18 protein-coding genes are annotated in these 17,875 nt (G+C 48.1%); 16 read left to right on the forward strand and 2 right to left on the reverse strand.

All coding sequences use genetic code 11. The features are described 5' to 3' along the window. The first annotated feature begins 223 nt into the window (after positions 1 to 223). From NOM90_RS09210 to NOM90_RS09220, 3 genes are all read left to right on the forward strand, one after another. Positions 224 to 1,510: a DNA polymerase IV gene (locus tag NOM90_RS09210; protein ID WP_255941492.1), complete on the forward strand. Its 1,287-nt coding sequence runs from the start codon at positions 224 to 226 to the stop codon at positions 1,508 to 1,510. Positions 1,511 to 1,643: 133 nt separating this feature from the next. Beyond that, a complete protein-coding gene (locus tag NOM90_RS09215) occupies positions 1,644 to 1,886 on the forward strand; it encodes a ferredoxin (protein ID WP_255941493.1) in 243 nt (80 codons plus the stop codon). 131 nt (positions 1,887 to 2,017) lie between these two features. Next, the gene (locus NOM90_RS09220) at positions 2,018 to 3,352 is read left to right on the forward strand and encodes a L,D-transpeptidase (protein ID WP_255941494.1); all 1,335 of its coding nucleotides are present in this window, start codon (positions 2,018 to 2,020) and stop codon (positions 3,350 to 3,352) included. Positions 3,353 to 3,414: 62 nt separating this feature from the next. On the opposite strand, the gene NOM90_RS09225 is transcribed toward NOM90_RS09220, so the two are convergent. Beyond that, positions 3,415 to 3,552, reverse strand: a complete 138-nt coding sequence (locus NOM90_RS09225; protein ID WP_255941495.1) for a hypothetical protein — start codon at positions 3,550 to 3,552, stop codon at positions 3,415 to 3,417. A gap of 148 nt (positions 3,553 to 3,700) precedes the next feature. Between NOM90_RS09225 and NOM90_RS09230 the strand changes: the two genes are divergently transcribed. The 9 genes from NOM90_RS09230 (at position 3,701) to NOM90_RS09270 (ending at position 11,319) form a co-directional block, all read left to right on the forward strand. Beyond that, positions 3,701 to 4,792 carry a quinone-dependent dihydroorotate dehydrogenase gene (locus tag NOM90_RS09230; protein ID WP_255941870.1) on the forward strand — a complete coding sequence of 364 codons (1,092 nt, stop codon included), beginning with the start codon at positions 3,701 to 3,703 and terminating at the stop codon, positions 4,790 to 4,792. A gap of 37 nt (positions 4,793 to 4,829) precedes the next feature. Next, positions 4,830 to 5,642, forward strand: coding sequence for a GTP diphosphokinase (yjbM, locus tag NOM90_RS09235; protein WP_255941872.1), 813 nt, complete (start codon positions 4,830 to 4,832; stop codon positions 5,640 to 5,642). Further along, a complete protein-coding gene (locus NOM90_RS09240; protein ID WP_255941497.1) occupies positions 5,632 to 6,108 on the forward strand; it encodes a DUF309 domain-containing protein in 477 nt (158 codons plus the stop codon). Before yjbM ends, NOM90_RS09240 begins: the two co-directional genes overlap by 11 nt. A gap of 113 nt (positions 6,109 to 6,221) precedes the next feature. Next, positions 6,222 to 7,886: an RsmB/NOP family class I SAM-dependent RNA methyltransferase gene (locus NOM90_RS09245; RefSeq protein ID WP_255941498.1), complete on the forward strand. Its 1,665-nt coding sequence runs from the start codon at positions 6,222 to 6,224 to the stop codon at positions 7,884 to 7,886. Further along, positions 7,883 to 8,635, forward strand: coding sequence for a pseudouridine synthase (locus NOM90_RS09250; protein WP_255941499.1), 753 nt, complete (start codon positions 7,883 to 7,885; stop codon positions 8,633 to 8,635). Before NOM90_RS09245 ends, NOM90_RS09250 begins: the two co-directional genes overlap by 4 nt. 79 nt (positions 8,636 to 8,714) lie before the next feature. Then, on the forward strand, positions 8,715 to 9,857 hold the full coding sequence (locus tag NOM90_RS09255; RefSeq protein WP_255941500.1) for a glycosyltransferase family 4 protein: 1,143 nt from the start codon (positions 8,715 to 8,717) through the stop codon (positions 9,855 to 9,857). A gap of 91 nt (positions 9,858 to 9,948) precedes the next feature. Further along, positions 9,949 to 10,521, forward strand: a complete 573-nt coding sequence (locus NOM90_RS09260) for a xanthine phosphoribosyltransferase (protein ID WP_255941501.1) — start codon at positions 9,949 to 9,951, stop codon at positions 10,519 to 10,521. A gap of 92 nt (positions 10,522 to 10,613) precedes the next feature. Continuing rightward, a complete protein-coding gene (locus NOM90_RS09265) occupies positions 10,614 to 10,943 on the forward strand; it encodes a hypothetical protein (RefSeq protein ID WP_255941502.1) in 330 nt (109 codons plus the stop codon). A gap of 118 nt (positions 10,944 to 11,061) precedes the next feature. Beyond that, positions 11,062 to 11,319 (forward strand): hypothetical protein, encoded by a 258-nt coding sequence (locus tag NOM90_RS09270; protein WP_255941503.1) that lies wholly within the window; start codon positions 11,062 to 11,064, stop codon positions 11,317 to 11,319. A gap of 130 nt (positions 11,320 to 11,449) precedes the next feature. Here NOM90_RS09270 and NOM90_RS09275 read toward each other — a convergent pair whose 3' ends face one another. Further along, positions 11,450 to 11,971 (reverse strand): YhjD family protein, encoded by a 522-nt coding sequence (locus NOM90_RS09275; RefSeq protein WP_255941504.1) that lies wholly within the window; start codon positions 11,969 to 11,971, stop codon positions 11,450 to 11,452. Between the two features lie 202 nt (positions 11,972 to 12,173). On the opposite strand from NOM90_RS09275, the gene NOM90_RS09280 reads away from it, so the two are divergent. The 4 genes from NOM90_RS09280 to msrA all read left to right on the forward strand — a co-directional run bounded on the left by NOM90_RS09280 (position 12,174) and on the right by msrA (position 17,849). Then, positions 12,174 to 14,747, forward strand: coding sequence for an ATP-binding protein (locus tag NOM90_RS09280; RefSeq protein ID WP_255941506.1), 2,574 nt, complete (start codon positions 12,174 to 12,176; stop codon positions 14,745 to 14,747). A gap of 73 nt (positions 14,748 to 14,820) precedes the next feature. After that, positions 14,821 to 16,224 (forward strand): dipeptidase PepV, encoded by a 1,404-nt coding sequence (pepV, locus tag NOM90_RS09285; RefSeq protein WP_255941507.1) that lies wholly within the window; start codon positions 14,821 to 14,823, stop codon positions 16,222 to 16,224. A gap of 29 nt (positions 16,225 to 16,253) precedes the next feature. Continuing rightward, entirely contained in the window at positions 16,254 to 17,267 is a 1,014-nt protein-coding gene (locus tag NOM90_RS09290) for an asparaginase (RefSeq protein WP_255941508.1), read from the forward strand. 69 nt (positions 17,268 to 17,336) lie between these two features. Then, positions 17,337 to 17,849, forward strand: coding sequence for a peptide-methionine (S)-S-oxide reductase MsrA (msrA, locus tag NOM90_RS09295; RefSeq protein ID WP_255941874.1), 513 nt, complete (start codon positions 17,337 to 17,339; stop codon positions 17,847 to 17,849). Positions 17,850 to 17,875: the final 26 nt, after the last annotated feature.

A 17,875-nucleotide genomic window follows, 5' to 3' on the forward strand; every position in this document is an offset into this window, starting at 1 on the left:
TCCAATGAGAACGTTATAAAAGAAAGGAGGAATTCATTTTTGTTTGTTTTGGTCTCTATGTAACAACTTGAAGTCGTCCGCCGCAGAAACAACAATAACGATTCATTTTAAATTTTTGCATGAGATATGTAAAAAGAAATGAAGTCGGATTTTTATCATCAAAAAAGAGTTGCTTCTCTACATAATGTTGTAAAATAAAAGGATACGGTAAGGAGGTGGGAACGTGGAAAACATCGATCGGTATTATCCGTCTAAAGGAAGAGTGATTTTGCATGTCGATATGAATGCTTTTTATTGTTCGGTTCATGAAGCCGAAAATCCGGAACTATACCGAGGCAAAATGACCGCTGTTGCTGGAGATAGCGAAAAACGTCGGGGGATCGTGGTGACCAGTTCCTACCCGGCAAGGCGAAAAGGCGTGCGCACCGGGATGACGGTGAACCAAGCTGAGCGGTTATGCCCGTCATTGATTTTGATCAAGCCGGACTTTCGACTGTATCGGATGTATTCCAAAGCTTTTCGCGAAATTTTGTACAATTATACGCCATTGATCGAAGCGACTTCGATTGATGAATGTTATATGGATATTACCGGTTCCAAACAATTTGGTACACCGCTTGAGATCGCCGAGCAGATTCAGCGGCGTATTCAAGATGAGTTGTCTTTACCTTGTTCGGTCGGCGTGGCGCCTAATAAGCTGCTTGCGAAAATGGCTTCCGATATGAAAAAACCAAGCGGAATTTCGATTCTTCGTATACGGGATTTGCCTCGTACGTTATGGAATAAGCCATGCGGAGAGTTATTTGGAATCGGTGCAAAAACGGCTGAAAAATTGAACCGATTAGGCATTCGTACAATTGGGGAATTAGCACGTACCGATGAAAAAAGGTTGCAGTCGTCTTTTGGCGTATTCGGAGCTTGGATGAAACGCGCCGCAAACGGTCAAGATTATTCGGAAGTGCAAGCCGTACCGGAGCCGAGTAAATCGGTTGGGCATACAACGACCTTGCCTTACGATGTGACAGAATCATCCGAAGCTCTTCGAGTGTTGCTGAATCTAAGCGATCAAGTGGCGCGCCGGATGCGCAAGCAGCATTTATTGGCGGGTTCGGTACAAATCACGATTCGTACACCTGAGATGAAGACGATTACCCGTTCGCGAACTTTGGAGACACCGACAGAGACTGCCGATGATATATACCGGGAAGCGAAAAATTTGTATTTGCGACATTGGAAAGATGATCGACCGGTTCGGCTACTCGGTGTAGCCGCTCAGACGTTATCGGACAAAAGTACCGCCGCCATTCAGCTTGATTTATTCGATTATGAACAGCAGCCGAAAAAAGAAAAATTGACTGCAATCATGGATAAGCTGCGCGATAAATTCGGAGAAGATGCGCTGATGACTGCCGGGATGTTGGAAGAAGATGGAACGAAACGATTGAAAGCAGGACGGACTCCGGGAATTTCTTTTCATGGAGAACGCAGTAACGATCAAGAAAACCGATGAAAATGCAACATAAGAGTCATTGAAATCAAAAAAAGTTTATATTATAGTTAGAGGGATGAAGGCTCTTACGGGAATGGGCTTCTTGACAAGAGAATGAGTATTGCCGATATGGAGTATACAGGAGGGAACATACATGGCTAAATTTACATGGGTCGACAAAGATACGTGTATCGCGTGCGGAGCATGCGGCGCAACGGCTCCGGACATTTACGATTACGACGATGAAGGGCTTGCTGAAGTTATTTTCGATGGCGACGGCAATAAAGGGATCAAAATGATTCCAGAAGATATGCACGAAGATATGCTTGACGCGTGTGACGGTTGCCCAACCGACTCGATCATCATCGCAGACGAACCATTCAACAAAGAAGGCTGATTCGACTCGAAAGCGCCGAATACAGGGCAGATCCGAGATAAAGCGTCTCTCTCCTGAAATACAGGCGGGAGGCGCTTTTTTACGGAAAAGGAAGCAAACAGACTTATTTTTCGGCAAAGGAGCGAGCGGTTATGTCCCGTTTTCGCGATCTGAAACAGTATGTGCGCGAACATCCCGATAACAAAATGGCGTGGTACTTGTTAGGCAAAGAATATGAAGCAGACGGTCAAGAAGGCAAAGCCAACTACTGCTTCAATCAAGCGCAAGAAATATACGAAGCGTATGAGCATGTTCATGTGCCGGAAGATATTTTGGCGGAATACGAAGAAAAGTTGCAAGAAGCTGCGCGCAAGCGAAAAAAAGTGCTTGCCAGACGCAGAGCTTGGCTGCTTGCGGCAGTACTTCTGCTGCTGATTGGTTTTCGTTATGCGCATGCGCCGCCGGCAAGTTCTTCTGCCGCTTTGGAAAAAGCTGCCGCAGCTTCATCTACCGTATTTACGGCTGCTGAAATCGGCGAACCGAAAGCTATTGGACTCGCGGCAGCGAGTTACCTGGAAGATGGACGTCAGTTTCCGGCTTCTGTGCTGGGCATGAGGCGAAGCGGGCAATGGTTATTATGGAATTCGAAGATGCCGGTTATTGCGCAGCTTGAACCCGGTGAAGGAACCGAAGAAAGTCTAATTCGTAACTACGATCCGACTACTTGTGACTGTGAGGCGGATGTCTCCAAACAAGAACAGCAAGCGGCTCAAGCTTGGGTGAATGAACAAGAAAGTTTGGCGACTTTGTCTTCGGCAATCACGCAGTATAGGCAAAAAGAAAAAGGATTTCCGGAAGATCTTCAAAGCTTAAATCAATCTTTTCCTAACAATGTGATGTCTGGATCTACGCCGGTGATGAGCCGTTTTTTTGATCGCTACGCTGCTATGCTCAAAAGACAAGTATACGGTCAAGACATTCCTTCTTTAGCCGAAGGTGGACGTCCGGTATCGGCGGAAACGTTGGGCGGTCAACCTTATCTGAACCAACCTTTGGAGATCGTTGTGGATCGAAGTCGTCATCGCCTTGCCGTGGTGAGCGGCAATATTTTGCTTCGAAGTTATGAAGTCGGGCTTGGCGGAAGTAAAACGCCGACAGGTACATTCGAAGTCACCGACAAAGTCGTCAATCCGAATGGAAAGTCCAATGGAGAATTTGGGAGCCGCGGGATGCAATTGTCGGATACCGATTATGCGATTCACGGAACGAATGAACCGAGCAGTATCGGCGGGGATGAATCGCATGGTTGTGTACGCATGAATGTAGCTGATGTCGAAGAACTGTTCGATATGGTGCCCAAAGGAACGAAGGTGACTCTGACGGACAATGTATTGCCCGAAGAAATCGTTGTTCCGCAGCAACGCTTTCAGACGCAGGATCGTCAAGATCAGACCAATAACAAAAAGGTTTATCATTGGTTGAACTAATTGGAAAGCCCGGCTCCAGCGAATAGCTGGAGACCGGGCTTCACGTTGGAAGTATGCGTCATTTAAACGTTTGCAAGTACGATAAATACGCTCACGACGATAACGAATAAAGCAAGGCTACCTCCGATCCATAATGCAGCTTTGCGATTGACTTCTTCCTTTTTTTGTTGCAGCGGTGCGGGTTTTCGTTTAGTCGCCATCGTTATCGTCTCCTTTGAGTGAAGATATACCTATATTGTAAGCTCCTTTTCGCCGGATTGTAAGAGGGAAGCGCTTAAGAATGCTTTCCTTTTAAGAAGGTTGCGAGTAAAATTAAAGAGTCAGAAGAGAAGAATAGGAGTGAACCGCTTGCTGTATGAACGTCTAGCCAAACCGTTGTTTTTCCGGATGGACCCGGAAAAAGCTCACCATCTCGTGATTGACGGCATGCGCCGCGCCGAGAGCACACCTGGAGGTCTAACGCTGCTGCGCAAGATGTACGGGACGGAGCAAGACGAAGCGCTGCTGACCGAAGTAGCGGGGCTTACTTTTCCGTCTCCGATCGGCTTAGCTGCCGGGCTTGATAAAAATGCGGAAGCCGTGCCGGGATTTTCTTCGGTCGGTTTTGGATTCATGGAAGTCGGAACGGTCACGCCGTTTGCTCAACCGGGCAACGAACAACCTCGGTTGTTTCGTCTTCCGTCCGATGAAGCACTGATTAACCGCATGGGATTCAATAATGAAGGCGCGGAAGCGATGAAGAATCGTTTGGCTTCCTTAACTGAACGCCCGGTTCCAATCGGTGTCAATATCGGCAAAAACAAAGTGACCCCTAATGAGGAAGCTTATCTGGATTATGAACGTTGTATTCGGATGCTGTATCCGTATGCGGATTTCTTTATCGTCAATATCAGTTCGCCGAATACGCCGGATTTGCGTCGATTGCAACACGGCGATGATTTGCGCCGTCTACTTACGGCAGTCACGCAAGAACTTGCGAATCAAGCGGGTGAAGCGATGCCGAAGCCTGTATTTGTGAAAATCGCGCCTGATTTGGATGATGCAGAACTGGAGCAGACCGTTGAAGCGATCTCTCAGAGCGGCGTATCGGGTCTGATTGCAACGAATACAACATTATCTCGCGAAGGATTGACGCATAGCAATAAAGTCGAAATGGGTGGGTTAAGCGGACGACCGCTGACCGGACGTTCGACCGAGATTGTGCGCCGAGCTTATGCGCAGACGCAAGGACGTCTGCCTATCGTAGGTAGCGGCGGCATTTTCACAGCAGAAGATGCGTATGCCAAAATCCGAGCAGGCGCGAGTCTGATCGAAATTTATACGGCAATGATCTATAAAGGGCCGGAAATCAATCGTCAATTGCATACCGGGCTGAAAAAATTGTTGCAGATGGACGGGTTCACCCACATTTCCCAAGCAGTTGGCGCAGACCACCGCTAAAAGGGTGAAGGAAGACGAGGAGGCACATAGCATGGGTATGGACGGTAGAAACTGGGAAACCTTTTTGCTTCCCTATGAACAGACAGTCGAAGAACTGAAAGTCAAGTTTAAAACGATGCGTGCCGAGTTGAAAAAGCGCGAAGAATATGCGCCGATTGAGTTTGTCACTGGACGAGTCAAACGGATCACCAGCATTTTGGAAAAAGCCGAACGATTAGACGTATCGCTAGATAATCTTGAAGAAGGAATCGAAGACATCGCCGGAATCCGCATCATGTGCCAGTTCGTTGAAGATATTCGCCGCGTTGCTGAATATATTCGGGCGCGTAAAGATTTAACCGTATTATACGAAAAAGATTACATCACGAATTACAAAGAAAGCGGCTATCGCAGTTTTCATATGATCATCAAGTATCCGGTTCAGACCGCTTTGGAGCAAAAGATCGTCCTTGCCGAGATTCAAATTCGGACGCTGGCAATGAACTTCTGGGCAACCATCGAACACTCGTTGAATTACAAATATCGCGGCGGCTTGCCTGGCGATATGCGTCTTCGTCTGCAAAAATCGGCGCAAGCCGCTTCGGTACTCGACAGTGAAATGTCCAGTATCCGCGAAGAAATTCTGGATGCCCAAAAGTTGTTCGAAGATGATGCCAATATCGTAGCGACATTGCTCAAAACGATTCATCGGCTGTACGCGTATCATTTGGTTTCCGAGGCGGTCGCGTATCAAGCGCAATTTAGCGAGTTGTTCGCAGAACGTGATTTCGAAGGGATGAAAAAGATGCTTGGAGAGATCAAAGCCATCATCGCTTCCAAACACGAGGAAGAACTCGAAGATGAATTTTGAACCGAATTTCGTCGCTTTTCTGATCTATTTCAATCGGGACCGCGACTACTTCGAGTGTCATGAAGTGCTTGAAGAATTATGGTTAGAACGTGGACGAACTCCGCTTTACTCCGGGTTGCTCCAGATTGCTGTAGCGTTATATCATTTTCGGAATGGCAGCGTAACTTCGGTGTATAACAAGATCGAAGGTTCCAAAAAGATGATGCGAAGCGCCATCCGCAAGTTGTCGGATTACCCGGCAGACGCGCTTGGAATCGATCTGAAGCAATTGATTGAACAAAGTGAACATTACTTAGAGCGGCTAGAGCAGTTTGAACAAAAGCCGTTCGATTTTTATCCACTCCATATTGAGCTTGTCGATCCGGAATTAATCGAACAAGTGCGGCTGATGGAACCCAAGCTTCCGCCGATTGTTCCGCAGCGAACCGGATATGAACGAGGTCCAAAAGCAAAGCCGAATGTTTGAACATCAGTTACGCCCGCTCTGCCGGGTCGCGGTCTATCGCCGCCAGGCGGAGCGGGTTCTTTTGCGTTGCTATCATCTTATCATGTACCCCTCAGAAACAGGAGGAACTCTCAATGAGTATTCAACTTCCCGCGTTGTTCGAGTCGCGTATGCAGCGCTGGCTCGGAGACGAATACGAAGCTTTTATCGACAGTTACGAACGTCCGCGTCATGTAGGCATCCGCGTAAATACATTGAAAGTCGCGTTAGAAGATTTCAAAGCCGCAAGCCCTTTTGAATTAAAATCGATCCCGTGGTGCGAAACCGGGTTTTATATCGACGAACAGAATCGACCGGGCAAACATCCGTATTACCATACCGGTCTTTATTATATTCAAGAACCGAGTGCGATGGAGCCGGCGGAAGCGCTCAATCCACAGCCGGGCGATCGCGTTTTGGATTTATGCGCCGCTCCTGGCGGCAAATCGACACAGATCGCAGCCAAGCTGCAAGGTCAAGGCGTGCTGGTCACGAACGACATTAGCGCGGAGCGCACCAAAGCGTTAGCGAAAAATATCGAGATGAGCGGGGTTCGCAACGCGGTTGTGCTCAACGAAACGCCGGAGCGAATCGCCGAGAAGTTCCCCGCGTACTTCGATAAGATTCTGATCGACGCGCCTTGTTCGGGCGAAGGCATGTTCCGCAAAGATCCCGATGCGGTTCGCCAATGGGAAAAGCATTCGGTAGACGTCTGCACGGTGATGCAGCGTGATATTTTGGAGACGGTATCGTCGATGCTCGCGCCGGGCGGGCGTATCGTCTATTCGACTTGCACGTTCTCGCCTGAGGAGAACGAAGCGATGATCGCGCTATTTCTTGCGCGGCACCCGGAATTCGTCGTGGGCGAATCGCCGCATTCGCCGCTGTTTGCTCCGGGGCGACCGGATTGGGTCGCCGATCTGACGCAAAGCGGCGGCTGGTTATCGCCGCTGCTTGCACAGGAGGCTCAAAGCGGCGAGCCGGATTTTGCGCGGCACGAAGCGCTCTCGCAGACCGCGAGAGCTTCGCGTATCTGGCCGCACCGCGCCGAAGGCGAAGGGCACTTCGTGTGCATCTTGGAGCACACGGGGGAGAAGGCGGCGCAAGCAGGCGCCGCCGGCAGTGCTTCTGCGCCGATAATTGGCGCAGGGGAAGAACTGCCCGCCCCCGAATTGGGTAGGCGCGCAAGCGGCGGCTCCAAAGGGAGGAGCCGCCAAGAAGCACGTGGCGCTGCTGCGCGCCGCGAAGACAAGTCCGCGCGCCAAGCTCGCGGACAGCGCAAAGACGCCTATATCCGCGAAGAGGCGTCGGAAGATCAAGTGCGCAGCGCGTGCCTTGCTTTTTTCGCCGATCAAGTGACGGCGCCGATCTTCGGGACGCTGCTGATCTCCGGCGATTACGCCTACGCGTGCCCGGTAGAGCCAGAGCGACTTCGCGGACTCAAAGTTCGCCGCTCCGGGTTCCAGCTTGGCATGGTCAAAGCCGGAGGACGCTTTGTGCCGTCCAACGCGTTGGCAGCCGCTTTATCGCCAAGCGAATCTTCGCGGTATGTCTCGCTGGATTCTTCGTTGCCTGAAGCGGTGTCCTACCTCAAAGGCGAGACGCTTACTTTCGGCGAAGAACGAATTGTTCGCGGTGATCAGATCGAGCCGAAAGGCTATGTCCTTGTCGCGATCGACGGATATTCGGCAGGTTGGGGCAAATGGGCAGCAGGCGTACTGAAAAACGAATATCCCGTAGGATGGAGATGGAACGGATGAGTGACTCAAAAAGTGTGAAAAAACTGCGTGTCGATAAAATTTTATCCCACTTAGGCATCTCGACACGCAGCGAAAGCAAAAAGCTGGTTAAACAAGGTCGCGTATTGGTCGATGGCGTCGCGATCAAAGACAGCGGGCTTCAAGTGAATCCGGAAATCGCAAAGATCGAAGTCGACGGAGAAGCCGTCCACTATCGTGAATTTATTTATCTTCTGCTCAATAAGCCGCAAGGCGTCGTGTCCGCAACCGAAGACAAATGGGACGATACCGTCATTGATCTACTCGAAGCTCAATATATCGCGTTCGAGCCTTTTCCGGTCGGGCGTTTGGACAAAGATACCGAAGGGCTGCTGCTGTTGACAAACGACGGGCAGCTTGCGCATGAACTGCTTTCGCCGCGCAAGCACGTACCGAAGACGTATGAAGCATCGGTACTCGGCGCTGTCGATGAAGCAGACGGTGTCGCTTTTCGAAACGGCGTAACGTTAGATGACGGATATGAGACGATGCCAGCCGAGCTTGAAATCATCCGCCAGTTTGAACAAGAAGGCGAGATCCATAGCGAGATTCGATTGACGATTATGGAAGGTAAATTCCATCAGGTAAAGCGGATGTTTGAAGCGGTAGGCAAAAAAGTCGTTTATCTGAAACGCATCTCGATGGGCCCGCTTCAGCTTGATCCAGAGCTTGCGCTTGGCGACTACCGAGAGCTATATCCAGAAGAGTTGGAAGCTCTACGAAATCGGTAAGGTCTTATCCTTTACGTGTAGCTACGTTGTGGGCTATCATTTGTAGAAAGAATGTGTGAAGCGGAAGGGGAGACTGGCTGTGAGATTGCTGCAAGCTTTATTTTTCCCACCCGAACAGCCGGGGGGCGTATCATCGATGATCCCGCATTTGCAAGAAAAGTTTTCGTCCGCACGTTGGGAAATGGAGATTTTTTCGTTGCCAAAGCGGATTCGCGGCAAAGGGCGCGAAGAGATTGTATTTGAGACTTTCGATTGGACACAGTACGCCGATAGTCCAATCGTGCAAAAATATATGCAGACGTATCGCGATTATTTATGGTGGACGCGTTTGCGGTTGCAAAAGCCGTATGATCTGATCCATGCGCACCATCCGATCGCGGCGCTTGCGATGAAGACGGTATTTCCGAATACGCCAATCCTTCAAACGACCCATTCCAGTTACGAACGCGAATTAATTTTGAACGGTAAAATTGAAGAAGGCGGAGCCGAACATCGCTTTTTAGTCTCGATTTATCGAGAGCTTGAAGCTAGAACGGATCAGATGATTACCGTCTCTGAAGCATTCCGGAAGTATATTGCAGCGTATATCAAGCATCCCGAGCACGTAAAAGTGATGCCTAACGGCTACGACGAACGTCGATTCAAGCCGATTGCCCATGAGAATGAAGTCCCTCAATTGATCACCGTATGCCGCCTTGTTCCGGCGAAAGGTTTGGATATTTTGCTTCAAGCTTGTTCGATCCTCAAGCAACGCCAGATTCCGTATGTCCTGCATCTGATCGGAGACGGGCCTTCACGCGAAGATTTGGAACAGATGGCGTCAGAACTTGGCGTATACGACGATACGATCTTTTATGGGTATACGCTGCATCCCGAAGAATTTATGCCGTTTTTCGATATTTTTGTATTGCCGTCACGCGCCGAAGCTTTCGGGTCGGTATTTGCCGAAGCCGCATTGTGCGGTCTTGCACTGGTCGGTACCCAAGTAGGCGGTATTCCCGAGCAGATCGAACACGGCGTAAACGGGCTTTTGGTTCCTCCTGATCAAGCGGAGGCGTTAGCCGATGCGCTAGAGCAAGTTATTGTGGATCCAGCGTATCGTTACGAGATGTCCAGAACGGCATGCGACAAAGCCAAATCGCAATATTCGCTAGATCGCGTAGCGATCGAACTCAAACGATTGTACCTCAGTTACGAAAGCCGAGGTCAACAAACGGTATAGTCATGTCACCTTGAAAAACAAGAAGGAACATGCTATTTTTACGAAAACGTGCTTGGCTTGTTGAGCATCAGTGCGAAGTGGAGGAGAACGTATGGAAGAACTCAAAGAACGGATTAAACAAGAAGGAATCGTCGCTTCGCAGCAAGTCTTGAAGCTCGATGCGATCTTGAATCATCAGGTTGACCCCATGTTGACGATGGAGATGGGCAAAGCTTTTGCGGCTCGGTTCAAAGAAGAAGGCGTCACGAAAGTCGTGACTGTAGAATCTTCGGGTATTCCGGTTGCTTTTGCCGTGGCGCTTGAACTTGGCGTTCCGATGATTTTTGCTCGCCGGAAAAAAACGCTGCTTGCCGACCCGGATTCTTATGTGGAACGTGTACCTTCTTTTACAAAAGGAATCGTAACCGATTTGATGCTTCCCAAACGGTTTATTAAACAAGAAGACCGAGTTTTACTGATCGACGATATTATCGCAAACGGCGATGCGGCACGTGGACTGGTGAAAATTATTCATTCCGCTGAAGCTACGCTCGTAGGTGTAGGCATTGTGGTCGAAAAATGTTTCCAATCCGGCGCACAAAGTTTGCGAGATCAGGGGATTCGTCTGGAATCACTTGTTCGGATTCAGTCGCTAGGCGAAGAAGGGGTCGTTTTTGCAGACTGATAGAATTTGAGCCAAAGGGTTCATTTCCTACTTTACCCCTCCGATAATGTTACGTATAATACTTTTTAAGTAGGGAAAGGAGGAAGAACAATATGACTGATCCAGTAGTGAATGCCGATTTTTTTATTAAAAAAGTGAATGACGCTAAGGTGCATTTTGAACGTGCACTCGACTGCAAGCATACGGAGTTTGACGACCTTTATCCCTATATGATTGAACATCCTCAATTTTTCTGGTACAAGCGTTATGTCGCTTGGTCGGAATTGTTGACACTCGCCGATTTGTGCGAAGAATTGTCTTTCCCTTGGAGAGAAGAATTCACGGCTCAACAAGTTGAATATGTCGAGCAACGTGTCATGTCGGCAAAAGTACTTGATTTCTGGTTTGAAAACGCAGATTCCAAAGAACACGCGCAGCAATAAAATCGGCTGTTTCATTGATTATTGGATGTACGACCGAGTACAAAAGTCCGCTCGCGCCATGCGCGTGCGGGCTTTTTTCGTTAAATCGTAAATAACGTTCAAAAAGGAGGAATTAGTTATGATCGACGACGAGCAATTAAACGCTTACCGATTATCGGGAGAAAAAGTACGGGTTGTCCGTGACGGACTCAAAGAAAATGATATCCGAGGCATTGTAGTCGCTTGGGATGATACGCATGTGTTGATTCGCAGACCTAACCGGAATGTAGTTAAACTGGATCGTAATTACCCGATTCAGCCTTCCAAAGAAGAACGGATCGATATTTTCGCAAATGAAAATCTGCCTTCATCCGATGATGAACAATCAAACAATTGATATGATGTAGAAAAAGCCTATGTGTAACCGTAATTACGGTTACACATAGGCTTTTTTGGTACGATCCGCCGCAGCTAGGTGAGATCTGAAAGATAGATCGTAGAGGAAGATCGCGAAGAAAAATTATGATTTATGCGTAAGTTCCTGCGGGAAAAGAACGTTTGGGATTCTTTTTGGCAGAAGATTTTGTATTTTGAAGGTAAGATTTATGCGAACCATAACGACGAGTCGGCACAAAACTTGCTGAACCCGAATCAGATACGATTGGCTCAGCTGAGCGATTATCTGTCGTAAACAGACCCATATAAGCACGCATTCTTAAGTTCATTTCTTGATGAAAAGGCTGATTGTCGATATGCAGTGTCCCGTGCAGACCACGGCACAGATAATCAGCGTCGACGCCTTGCTCGGAATGTTTAACTTCACAGATCCGAATCTGACTCTTTTTGAATTCGGATCGAATGCCCGATAGCAATGTAGCTGCGCAACGGGAAGCTTTACGAATCATTTCTGTATATAAAGTAGAGGTCTGCATCGGCGCATCCGACTCTAACTTTTTGGCATCGTTCTCGAATGCTTTCAAAATACGGGTCAACAACAGATAACTTTTGATCAAAGAAACTTCGTCTTGGGTTGTCTGTGCAGCGGTCATGCTCTTCACCACCTTGTAGGAACTAATGTTCTGTTCTTATTATAACCGAATGCGTGTTCGTATTCAAGCGAAAAACGACTTTTTTTCATCTATTATTGCCTTTTGATGTTACAGATTGCAGGATTTCGTCATCTTTTGTCTGATTTTTTGTCGTATACTGAATAAACAATTCAAAAATCCGAGCAAAGTCAAGAGGTGCACAATGAGCGAACGCATCATGGAATTAAATCGGCTAGTCGGCGTTTCTTCGGGCAGCCATATTTTATACCTCTACGACGAGATTGAAATCTATATGACAAATGTGGCGGCATATTTGAGTTCTGGCGTTCAGATTGGAAGCTTGGCGGTTTTAATTGATTCAGAAGAACATATTTCGCGGATTCGTCCTTTACTTGCGTCGATGCTGACTTCTGAGCAACAAGAAAAAGTCATTTATGTGAATGCGGATTCTTTTTACGATACCTCTGACCGTTTTGATCATAAAAAAATCTTAAAACATTCCAGAACATTGATGGAGCCTTATTTTAAGCAAGAAGTAAGTATCCGAACCTGGGCGCAGATTCATTGGGAACCGGGAACCCAAGTCGAAGAAGAAATCCATTTGTTTGAACATTTTGTTCATCCGAACGTGCAAGGGCTTGGCGTGATGTCGGTCTGTGCTTATCATTCCAGTTCGATCAGTGCAGCGCTGCAAATCAAATTAATTCGAACGCATGACTATGTCATGACCGATGAGGAATTAAGTCGCACTAACTTTACTGAACAGAATCAAGAAAGCGAATTTCCCACCTTCTCTGAGCAGAAAGATCAAGAGCGGGAGCAACAGATGGAACGTTTACGCTTGGGAGTTGCCGCTAGACAATTGGAGCAGATTATTGCGAACCACTTTGATCCTATATGTTTGTTTAACGAAAAAGGAATATTGGTGAGAGTCAATCCAGCATTTGAAAAAGTATTCGGCTGGGATTCAGATGATTGTAAAGGCATGAGTGAAACCGAAATACGTTCGAAGATCGGTCTTCGAAGTGTGATAAAAGATGAGTTGCCGCCACTCTCGCAAGCTGATATTCTTCCTGACCCTTCGATTCCTGCTGAAGAAGCACAGCACACCGAAGCCACTGCAATTGCGCGAAGCGGACAGAAGTTGAATATCCATGTGACCGAATTTGCGCTTGGAGAGGCAGAGCAGCCTTCGGGTTATGCGGTGATTTACCGCGATATTACTGATTTCCGATATGCAGAGCGTAAGCTCCAAGAATCGATTGAACGGTATACGTCGCTAAAGCGCCATAACCACGATGCTGTATTTTCGATCAATAGCGAAGGATTTATTATCAATACGAATCCGGCTGCTGAAAAATTGATCGGGTTTTCGATCAAAGAAATGATCGGTCTTCGCTTTTCCGATTGGTTGGTTGAAGGCACAATGAACGATATTTTGAAAAATGAAGTTAATGGAGACGATTCTGTTCGACCCTCTGTGCGTATCGCGAGCCAAAACGGAAGCCAGTTGGAAGTGTTGACTTCGATTGCTCCAATCATTGTAGGCGGGCAACAAATCGGGATCTATATTCTAGTAAAAGACATTACCGAACACAAAAAGTTATTGATCGAAAAGCAAGCCGCCGAAGAAATGAATCAAGTCAAAAGCGACTTTTTGGCAATGATGAGTCATGAAATTAGAACGCCGATGAACGGAGTCATTTCGTTGACCCAATTGCTGCTGGAAACAGACGGTCTGACTAACCAGCAGTTAGAATACATTGACGTTATCCGTCGGAGCGGCGATTCTCTACTGGGGATTATCAATGATATTCTCGATTTTTCCAAAATCGAAGCCGGCAAAACGACTCTGCAAAAAGAACCGATGAATTTACGCGAAGACGTTGCTCGTTCATTCGATATTTTATTAGCCGATTCGCGGAAAAAGAAATTGGAACTGGGTCTGTCGGTGGCGCCTCAAGTGCCGGATTTAGTCATGGGCGATCCGAATAAACTGCGCCAGATTCTTGTGAATTTGGTCGGGAATGCGATCAAGTACACGGAGAAAGGCGGCGTATTCGTTTCGGTCGAAAAACAAGACGGAGCGCCGGAAGGTTGGGTTCGATTAGAGTTTCGGATCCGCGATACAGGCGTTGGGATTCCCGAGGTACAGACCGAGCACCTATTCGATCCATTTTATCAATTGGATAATTATATGACACGCAAAACCGAAGGTTCGGGTCTGGGGCTTGCGATCACGAAGCGTCTAATTGAATTAATGAACGGGACAATCGGAGTGCAGTCGAAAGTCGGGGAAGGGACTGTTTTTCGTTTTACCATCGAGATGCAGCTGCCAGACTTTATCGAAACGCCTGAGACGCCGGTGCAAGCTTCAACGCCTGCTGCCGAGTCTTTGATTCCTTTGCGAATTTTGGTGGTGGAAGATAACAAGGTCAATCAACTGGTGATGGACCGTTTGCTTAAGCGGTTAGGGTATACGTCAGATCTGGCGGAAGACGGGATAAAAGCTTTGGAACGTGCCGAGCAATACACCTACGATCTGATTTTGATGGATGTTCGGATGCCGAGAATGGACGGATTTGAGACGACCAAGCGAATCCGAGAAAATCCGAAGCGCTACGGCAGTCCGTATATTATCGCGGTGACGGCTAATGCCGTGCGTGGTGACCGCGAACGCTGTTTGGATGCAGGGATGGACGATTATCTCAAAAAGCCGATCGATACCAAGCAACTGACTCTTTTATTGTCCCAAGTGCAGTCTACGATTCGGTAATGTGATTTAAATAATGGTAAGATAGAAAAGAAGTGCACTTTACATTGAAGCAAGTCACAAGGAGGATCATTCCATGATCGATTGGCAAAAAGAAGTAGAATCCAGGCGCGAAGATTTACTCCGTGATTTGGATGGTCTGCTTCGGATACAAAGTGTAAAAGATTTGGATACCGCTTCAACCGAGCGTCCGATGGGACAAGCGATCGGCGAAGCTCTCGATTATATGCTGAATTTGACGAAGCAAAGCGGCTTAACGATCAAAAACGTAGACGGGTATGCCGGTCATGCGCAATACGGCAATTTCGATGAATCGACGACGATCGGGATTTTAGGGCATGTCGATGTCGTTCCGGCAACCGGAAATTGGACAAGCCCACCGTTCGAACCGACGATCCGCGCCGGTAAATTGTACGCACGCGGAGCGATTGACGACAAAGGGCCTACGATTGCCGCTTGGTACGGGCTGAAAATCGTGCAAGAACTCGGGCTTCCTTTGACCAAAAATGTACGTTTGATTTTTGGCACAGACGAAGAAAGCGGTATGAGTTGCATGCGCCATTATGTAGAGCATGAACAAATGCCTACAATTGGCTTTGCCCCGGATGCCGAATTCCCGATGATTATTGCGGAAAAAGGACAATTCAATCCTACGATTGTACCGAAGCAGGCAGCTTCCGATTCCAAATCACTGGTGAAATTGGAATCGTTCGAATCCGGGCTGCGCATTAATATGGTACCAGAGCGCGCTCATGCCGTACTTAGCGGAGATATTCGCCCTCTTGTGGAATCGTTCGAAGATTTTTGCCGCGCTCACCGCGTCAAAGGGGAAGCTGAGATCAGTTCCGGACAAGCGATGTTTACTTTGACCGGCGTTTCGTCGCACGGTTCGGAACCGGCAAGCGGGATCAATGCAGGGACGACGCTGGCTCTGTTTTTGAAAGACGCGGCTTTGCAACCGGAAGCGCGTGCGTTTATCGATCTGCTCAATGAGATGCACGAAGATTTCCACGGCGAAAAGCTCGGTATTGCGTTCGAGGATGAAATGACAGGTCATTTAACGGTGAATCCGGGCATTATCATTTTCGGCACAGAAAAAGGCACGCAGATTCAGCTAACGACGCGTTGCCCGGTGCAATCGGATCAGACCCAGATTAAGGCGCAGCTGCAAGCGAAGCTGGATGCTTTTGATTTCCATATTACCGATGTCCAGCAAAAAGGTTCGCATCATGTAAGCAAAGACGAGCCGATCGTTCTGGCGTTGCAAAAAGCATATGCGGAGCAAACGGGCGACGAACCGACCTTATTATCGACAGGCGGCGCGACATATGCTCGATTTATGCCAAAAGGCGTAGCTTTCGGAGCTTGCTTCCCGGGAAAAGAAATGACCGCCCATCAAGCGGATGAATATATCGAAGTCGACGATTTGCTCAAAGCTACGGCTATTTACGCGCGAGCGATTTACGAGTTGGCTCAATAATATCCTACACAGAAAGAAGAGATTATCCGATGTCGCAAGATGTACAAGTTACCCGAGGAGAATATATTGAAAGTAACCATAGCGTTCATATCGCGGTAGTCGATGCCAACGGCAACCTGCTATATGAACTTGGCGACCCGCATCGCCTAACTTATCCTCGTTCGTCGATGAAGCCTTTTCAGACGGTGCCGTTGATCGAATCGGGAGCCGCTGACGCTTACGGGTACGGCGATGCAGAAATTTCGTTAAGTTGTGCTTCGCATAGCGGTGAACCGATACATCGGCATACGGTGCTTGATGTATTGTCGCGCGCGGATTTAACGGAAGACGATCTGCAATGCGGTACGCATATTCCGCGAGATGGCGCGAGTTACCGAGAATTGATTCGAGAAGGAAAAGAATTGACGCCGGTATTTAGCAATTGCTCCGGTAAACATTCGGGTATGCTGCTCACAGCCGTGCATTTGCACGAAGATACGCAGAACTACCGCGAATTGGAACATCCTCATCAACAGCGGATTTTATCGGTAATTTCGGATGTCTGCGATATTCCGGTCGATGAAATCGGGATCGGCGTAGACGGGTGCGGCGTTCCTGTACACCGTTTGCCGCTGTGGCAAGTCGCGCTCGGATTTGCACGTCTGGCAAAACCGGAAGGAACGGTATCGGAACTTCGCGCAGATGCGCTTAATCGGATTCGGCGCGGCATGACCACACGGCCAGAAATGGTTGCGGGCAAAAATCGCTTCGATACGGATCTGATGCGTGTATTTGAAGGAAATCTGGTAGCAAAAGTAGGCGCGGAAGGCGTGCAATGTATCGGCGTTGCAGACCGTGGCATCGGCATTACGGTTAAAGTCGAAGACGGCAATGAACGGGCTACGACGGTTGCGGCGATGGAAGTGCTGAAGCAGCTAGGAATCGGTACACCGCAGCAATTCGAAGAACTTGCCGATTATGTTTATGCACCGGTACTTAATGCACGTCAAGAAAAAATCGGTGAAATCAAACCGAATTTTGTATTGCAAAAGGTGAATCGTTAAATCATAAGGAGCGAACTCAAGATGACAGAAGAAACATCAAGTTTTGCTGAACATGTGGATCATACGCAGATCGAAAAAGCGACTTTTGCAGGAGGTTGCTTTTGGTGCATGGTCACGCCGTTTGAAGAACTTCCCGGGATTCACGGCATTGTGTCTGGCTATATGGGCGGTGCGGTAGACAATCCGACTTACGAGCAGGTGAAGACCGGCACGACAGGGCATTACGAAGTGGTTCAGATTACGTTTGAGCCGTCCGTATTCCCTTACGAGCGACTGCTCGAACTATATTGGCCGCAGACCGATCCTACGGATAGCGAAGGTCAATTCCAAGATCGGGGCACTCAATACAAACCGGCGATCTTTTTCCATAACGAGAAGCAGCAAGAAGCGGCTTTGGCGACGCGCCAAGAGCTTGCGGACAGCGGGCGTTTCGATAAACCGATTGTAACCGAAGTATTGCCTGCACAAACTTTTTACGAAGCCGAAGACTATCATCAAGATTTCCACAAAAAAAATCCAAAGCACTATAAAGAAGATCGCAAACAATCCGGTCGCGACGAATTTATCGAATCGAATTGGTAAAGAAATAGGGAATAAATTACGTCAAA

This window comes from Saccharibacillus sp. JS10 (assembly GCF_024436065.1).
GTDB lineage: Bacteria > Bacillota > Bacilli > Paenibacillales > Paenibacillaceae > Saccharibacillus.

Coding starts and splice junctions, on each gene's coding strand:
- NOM90_RS09215 (WP_255941493.1), top strand. CDS start 1,644: ATGGCTAAATTTACATGGGTCGACAAAGATACGTGTATCGCGTGCGGA.
- NOM90_RS09220 (WP_255941494.1), top strand. CDS start 2,018: ATGTCCCGTTTTCGCGATCTGAAACAGTATGTGCGCGAACATCCCGAT.
- NOM90_RS09225 (WP_255941495.1), bottom strand. CDS start 3,552: ATGGCGACTAAACGAAAACCCGCACCGCTGCAACAAAAAAAGGAAGAA.
- yjbM (WP_255941872.1), top strand. CDS start 4,830: ATGGACGGTAGAAACTGGGAAACCTTTTTGCTTCCCTATGAACAGACA.
- NOM90_RS09240 (WP_255941497.1), top strand. CDS start 5,632: ATGAATTTTGAACCGAATTTCGTCGCTTTTCTGATCTATTTCAATCGG.
- NOM90_RS09245 (WP_255941498.1), top strand. CDS start 6,222: ATGAGTATTCAACTTCCCGCGTTGTTCGAGTCGCGTATGCAGCGCTGG.
- NOM90_RS09250 (WP_255941499.1), top strand. CDS start 7,883: ATGAGTGACTCAAAAAGTGTGAAAAAACTGCGTGTCGATAAAATTTTA.
- NOM90_RS09260 (WP_255941501.1), top strand. CDS start 9,949: ATGGAAGAACTCAAAGAACGGATTAAACAAGAAGGAATCGTCGCTTCG.
- NOM90_RS09265 (WP_255941502.1), top strand. CDS start 10,614: ATGACTGATCCAGTAGTGAATGCCGATTTTTTTATTAAAAAAGTGAAT.
- NOM90_RS09270 (WP_255941503.1), top strand. CDS start 11,062: ATGATCGACGACGAGCAATTAAACGCTTACCGATTATCGGGAGAAAAA.
- NOM90_RS09275 (WP_255941504.1), bottom strand. CDS start 11,971: ATGACCGCTGCACAGACAACCCAAGACGAAGTTTCTTTGATCAAAAGT.
- NOM90_RS09280 (WP_255941506.1), top strand. CDS start 12,174: ATGAGCGAACGCATCATGGAATTAAATCGGCTAGTCGGCGTTTCTTCG.
- pepV (WP_255941507.1), top strand. CDS start 14,821: ATGATCGATTGGCAAAAAGAAGTAGAATCCAGGCGCGAAGATTTACTC.
- NOM90_RS09290 (WP_255941508.1), top strand. CDS start 16,254: ATGTCGCAAGATGTACAAGTTACCCGAGGAGAATATATTGAAAGTAAC.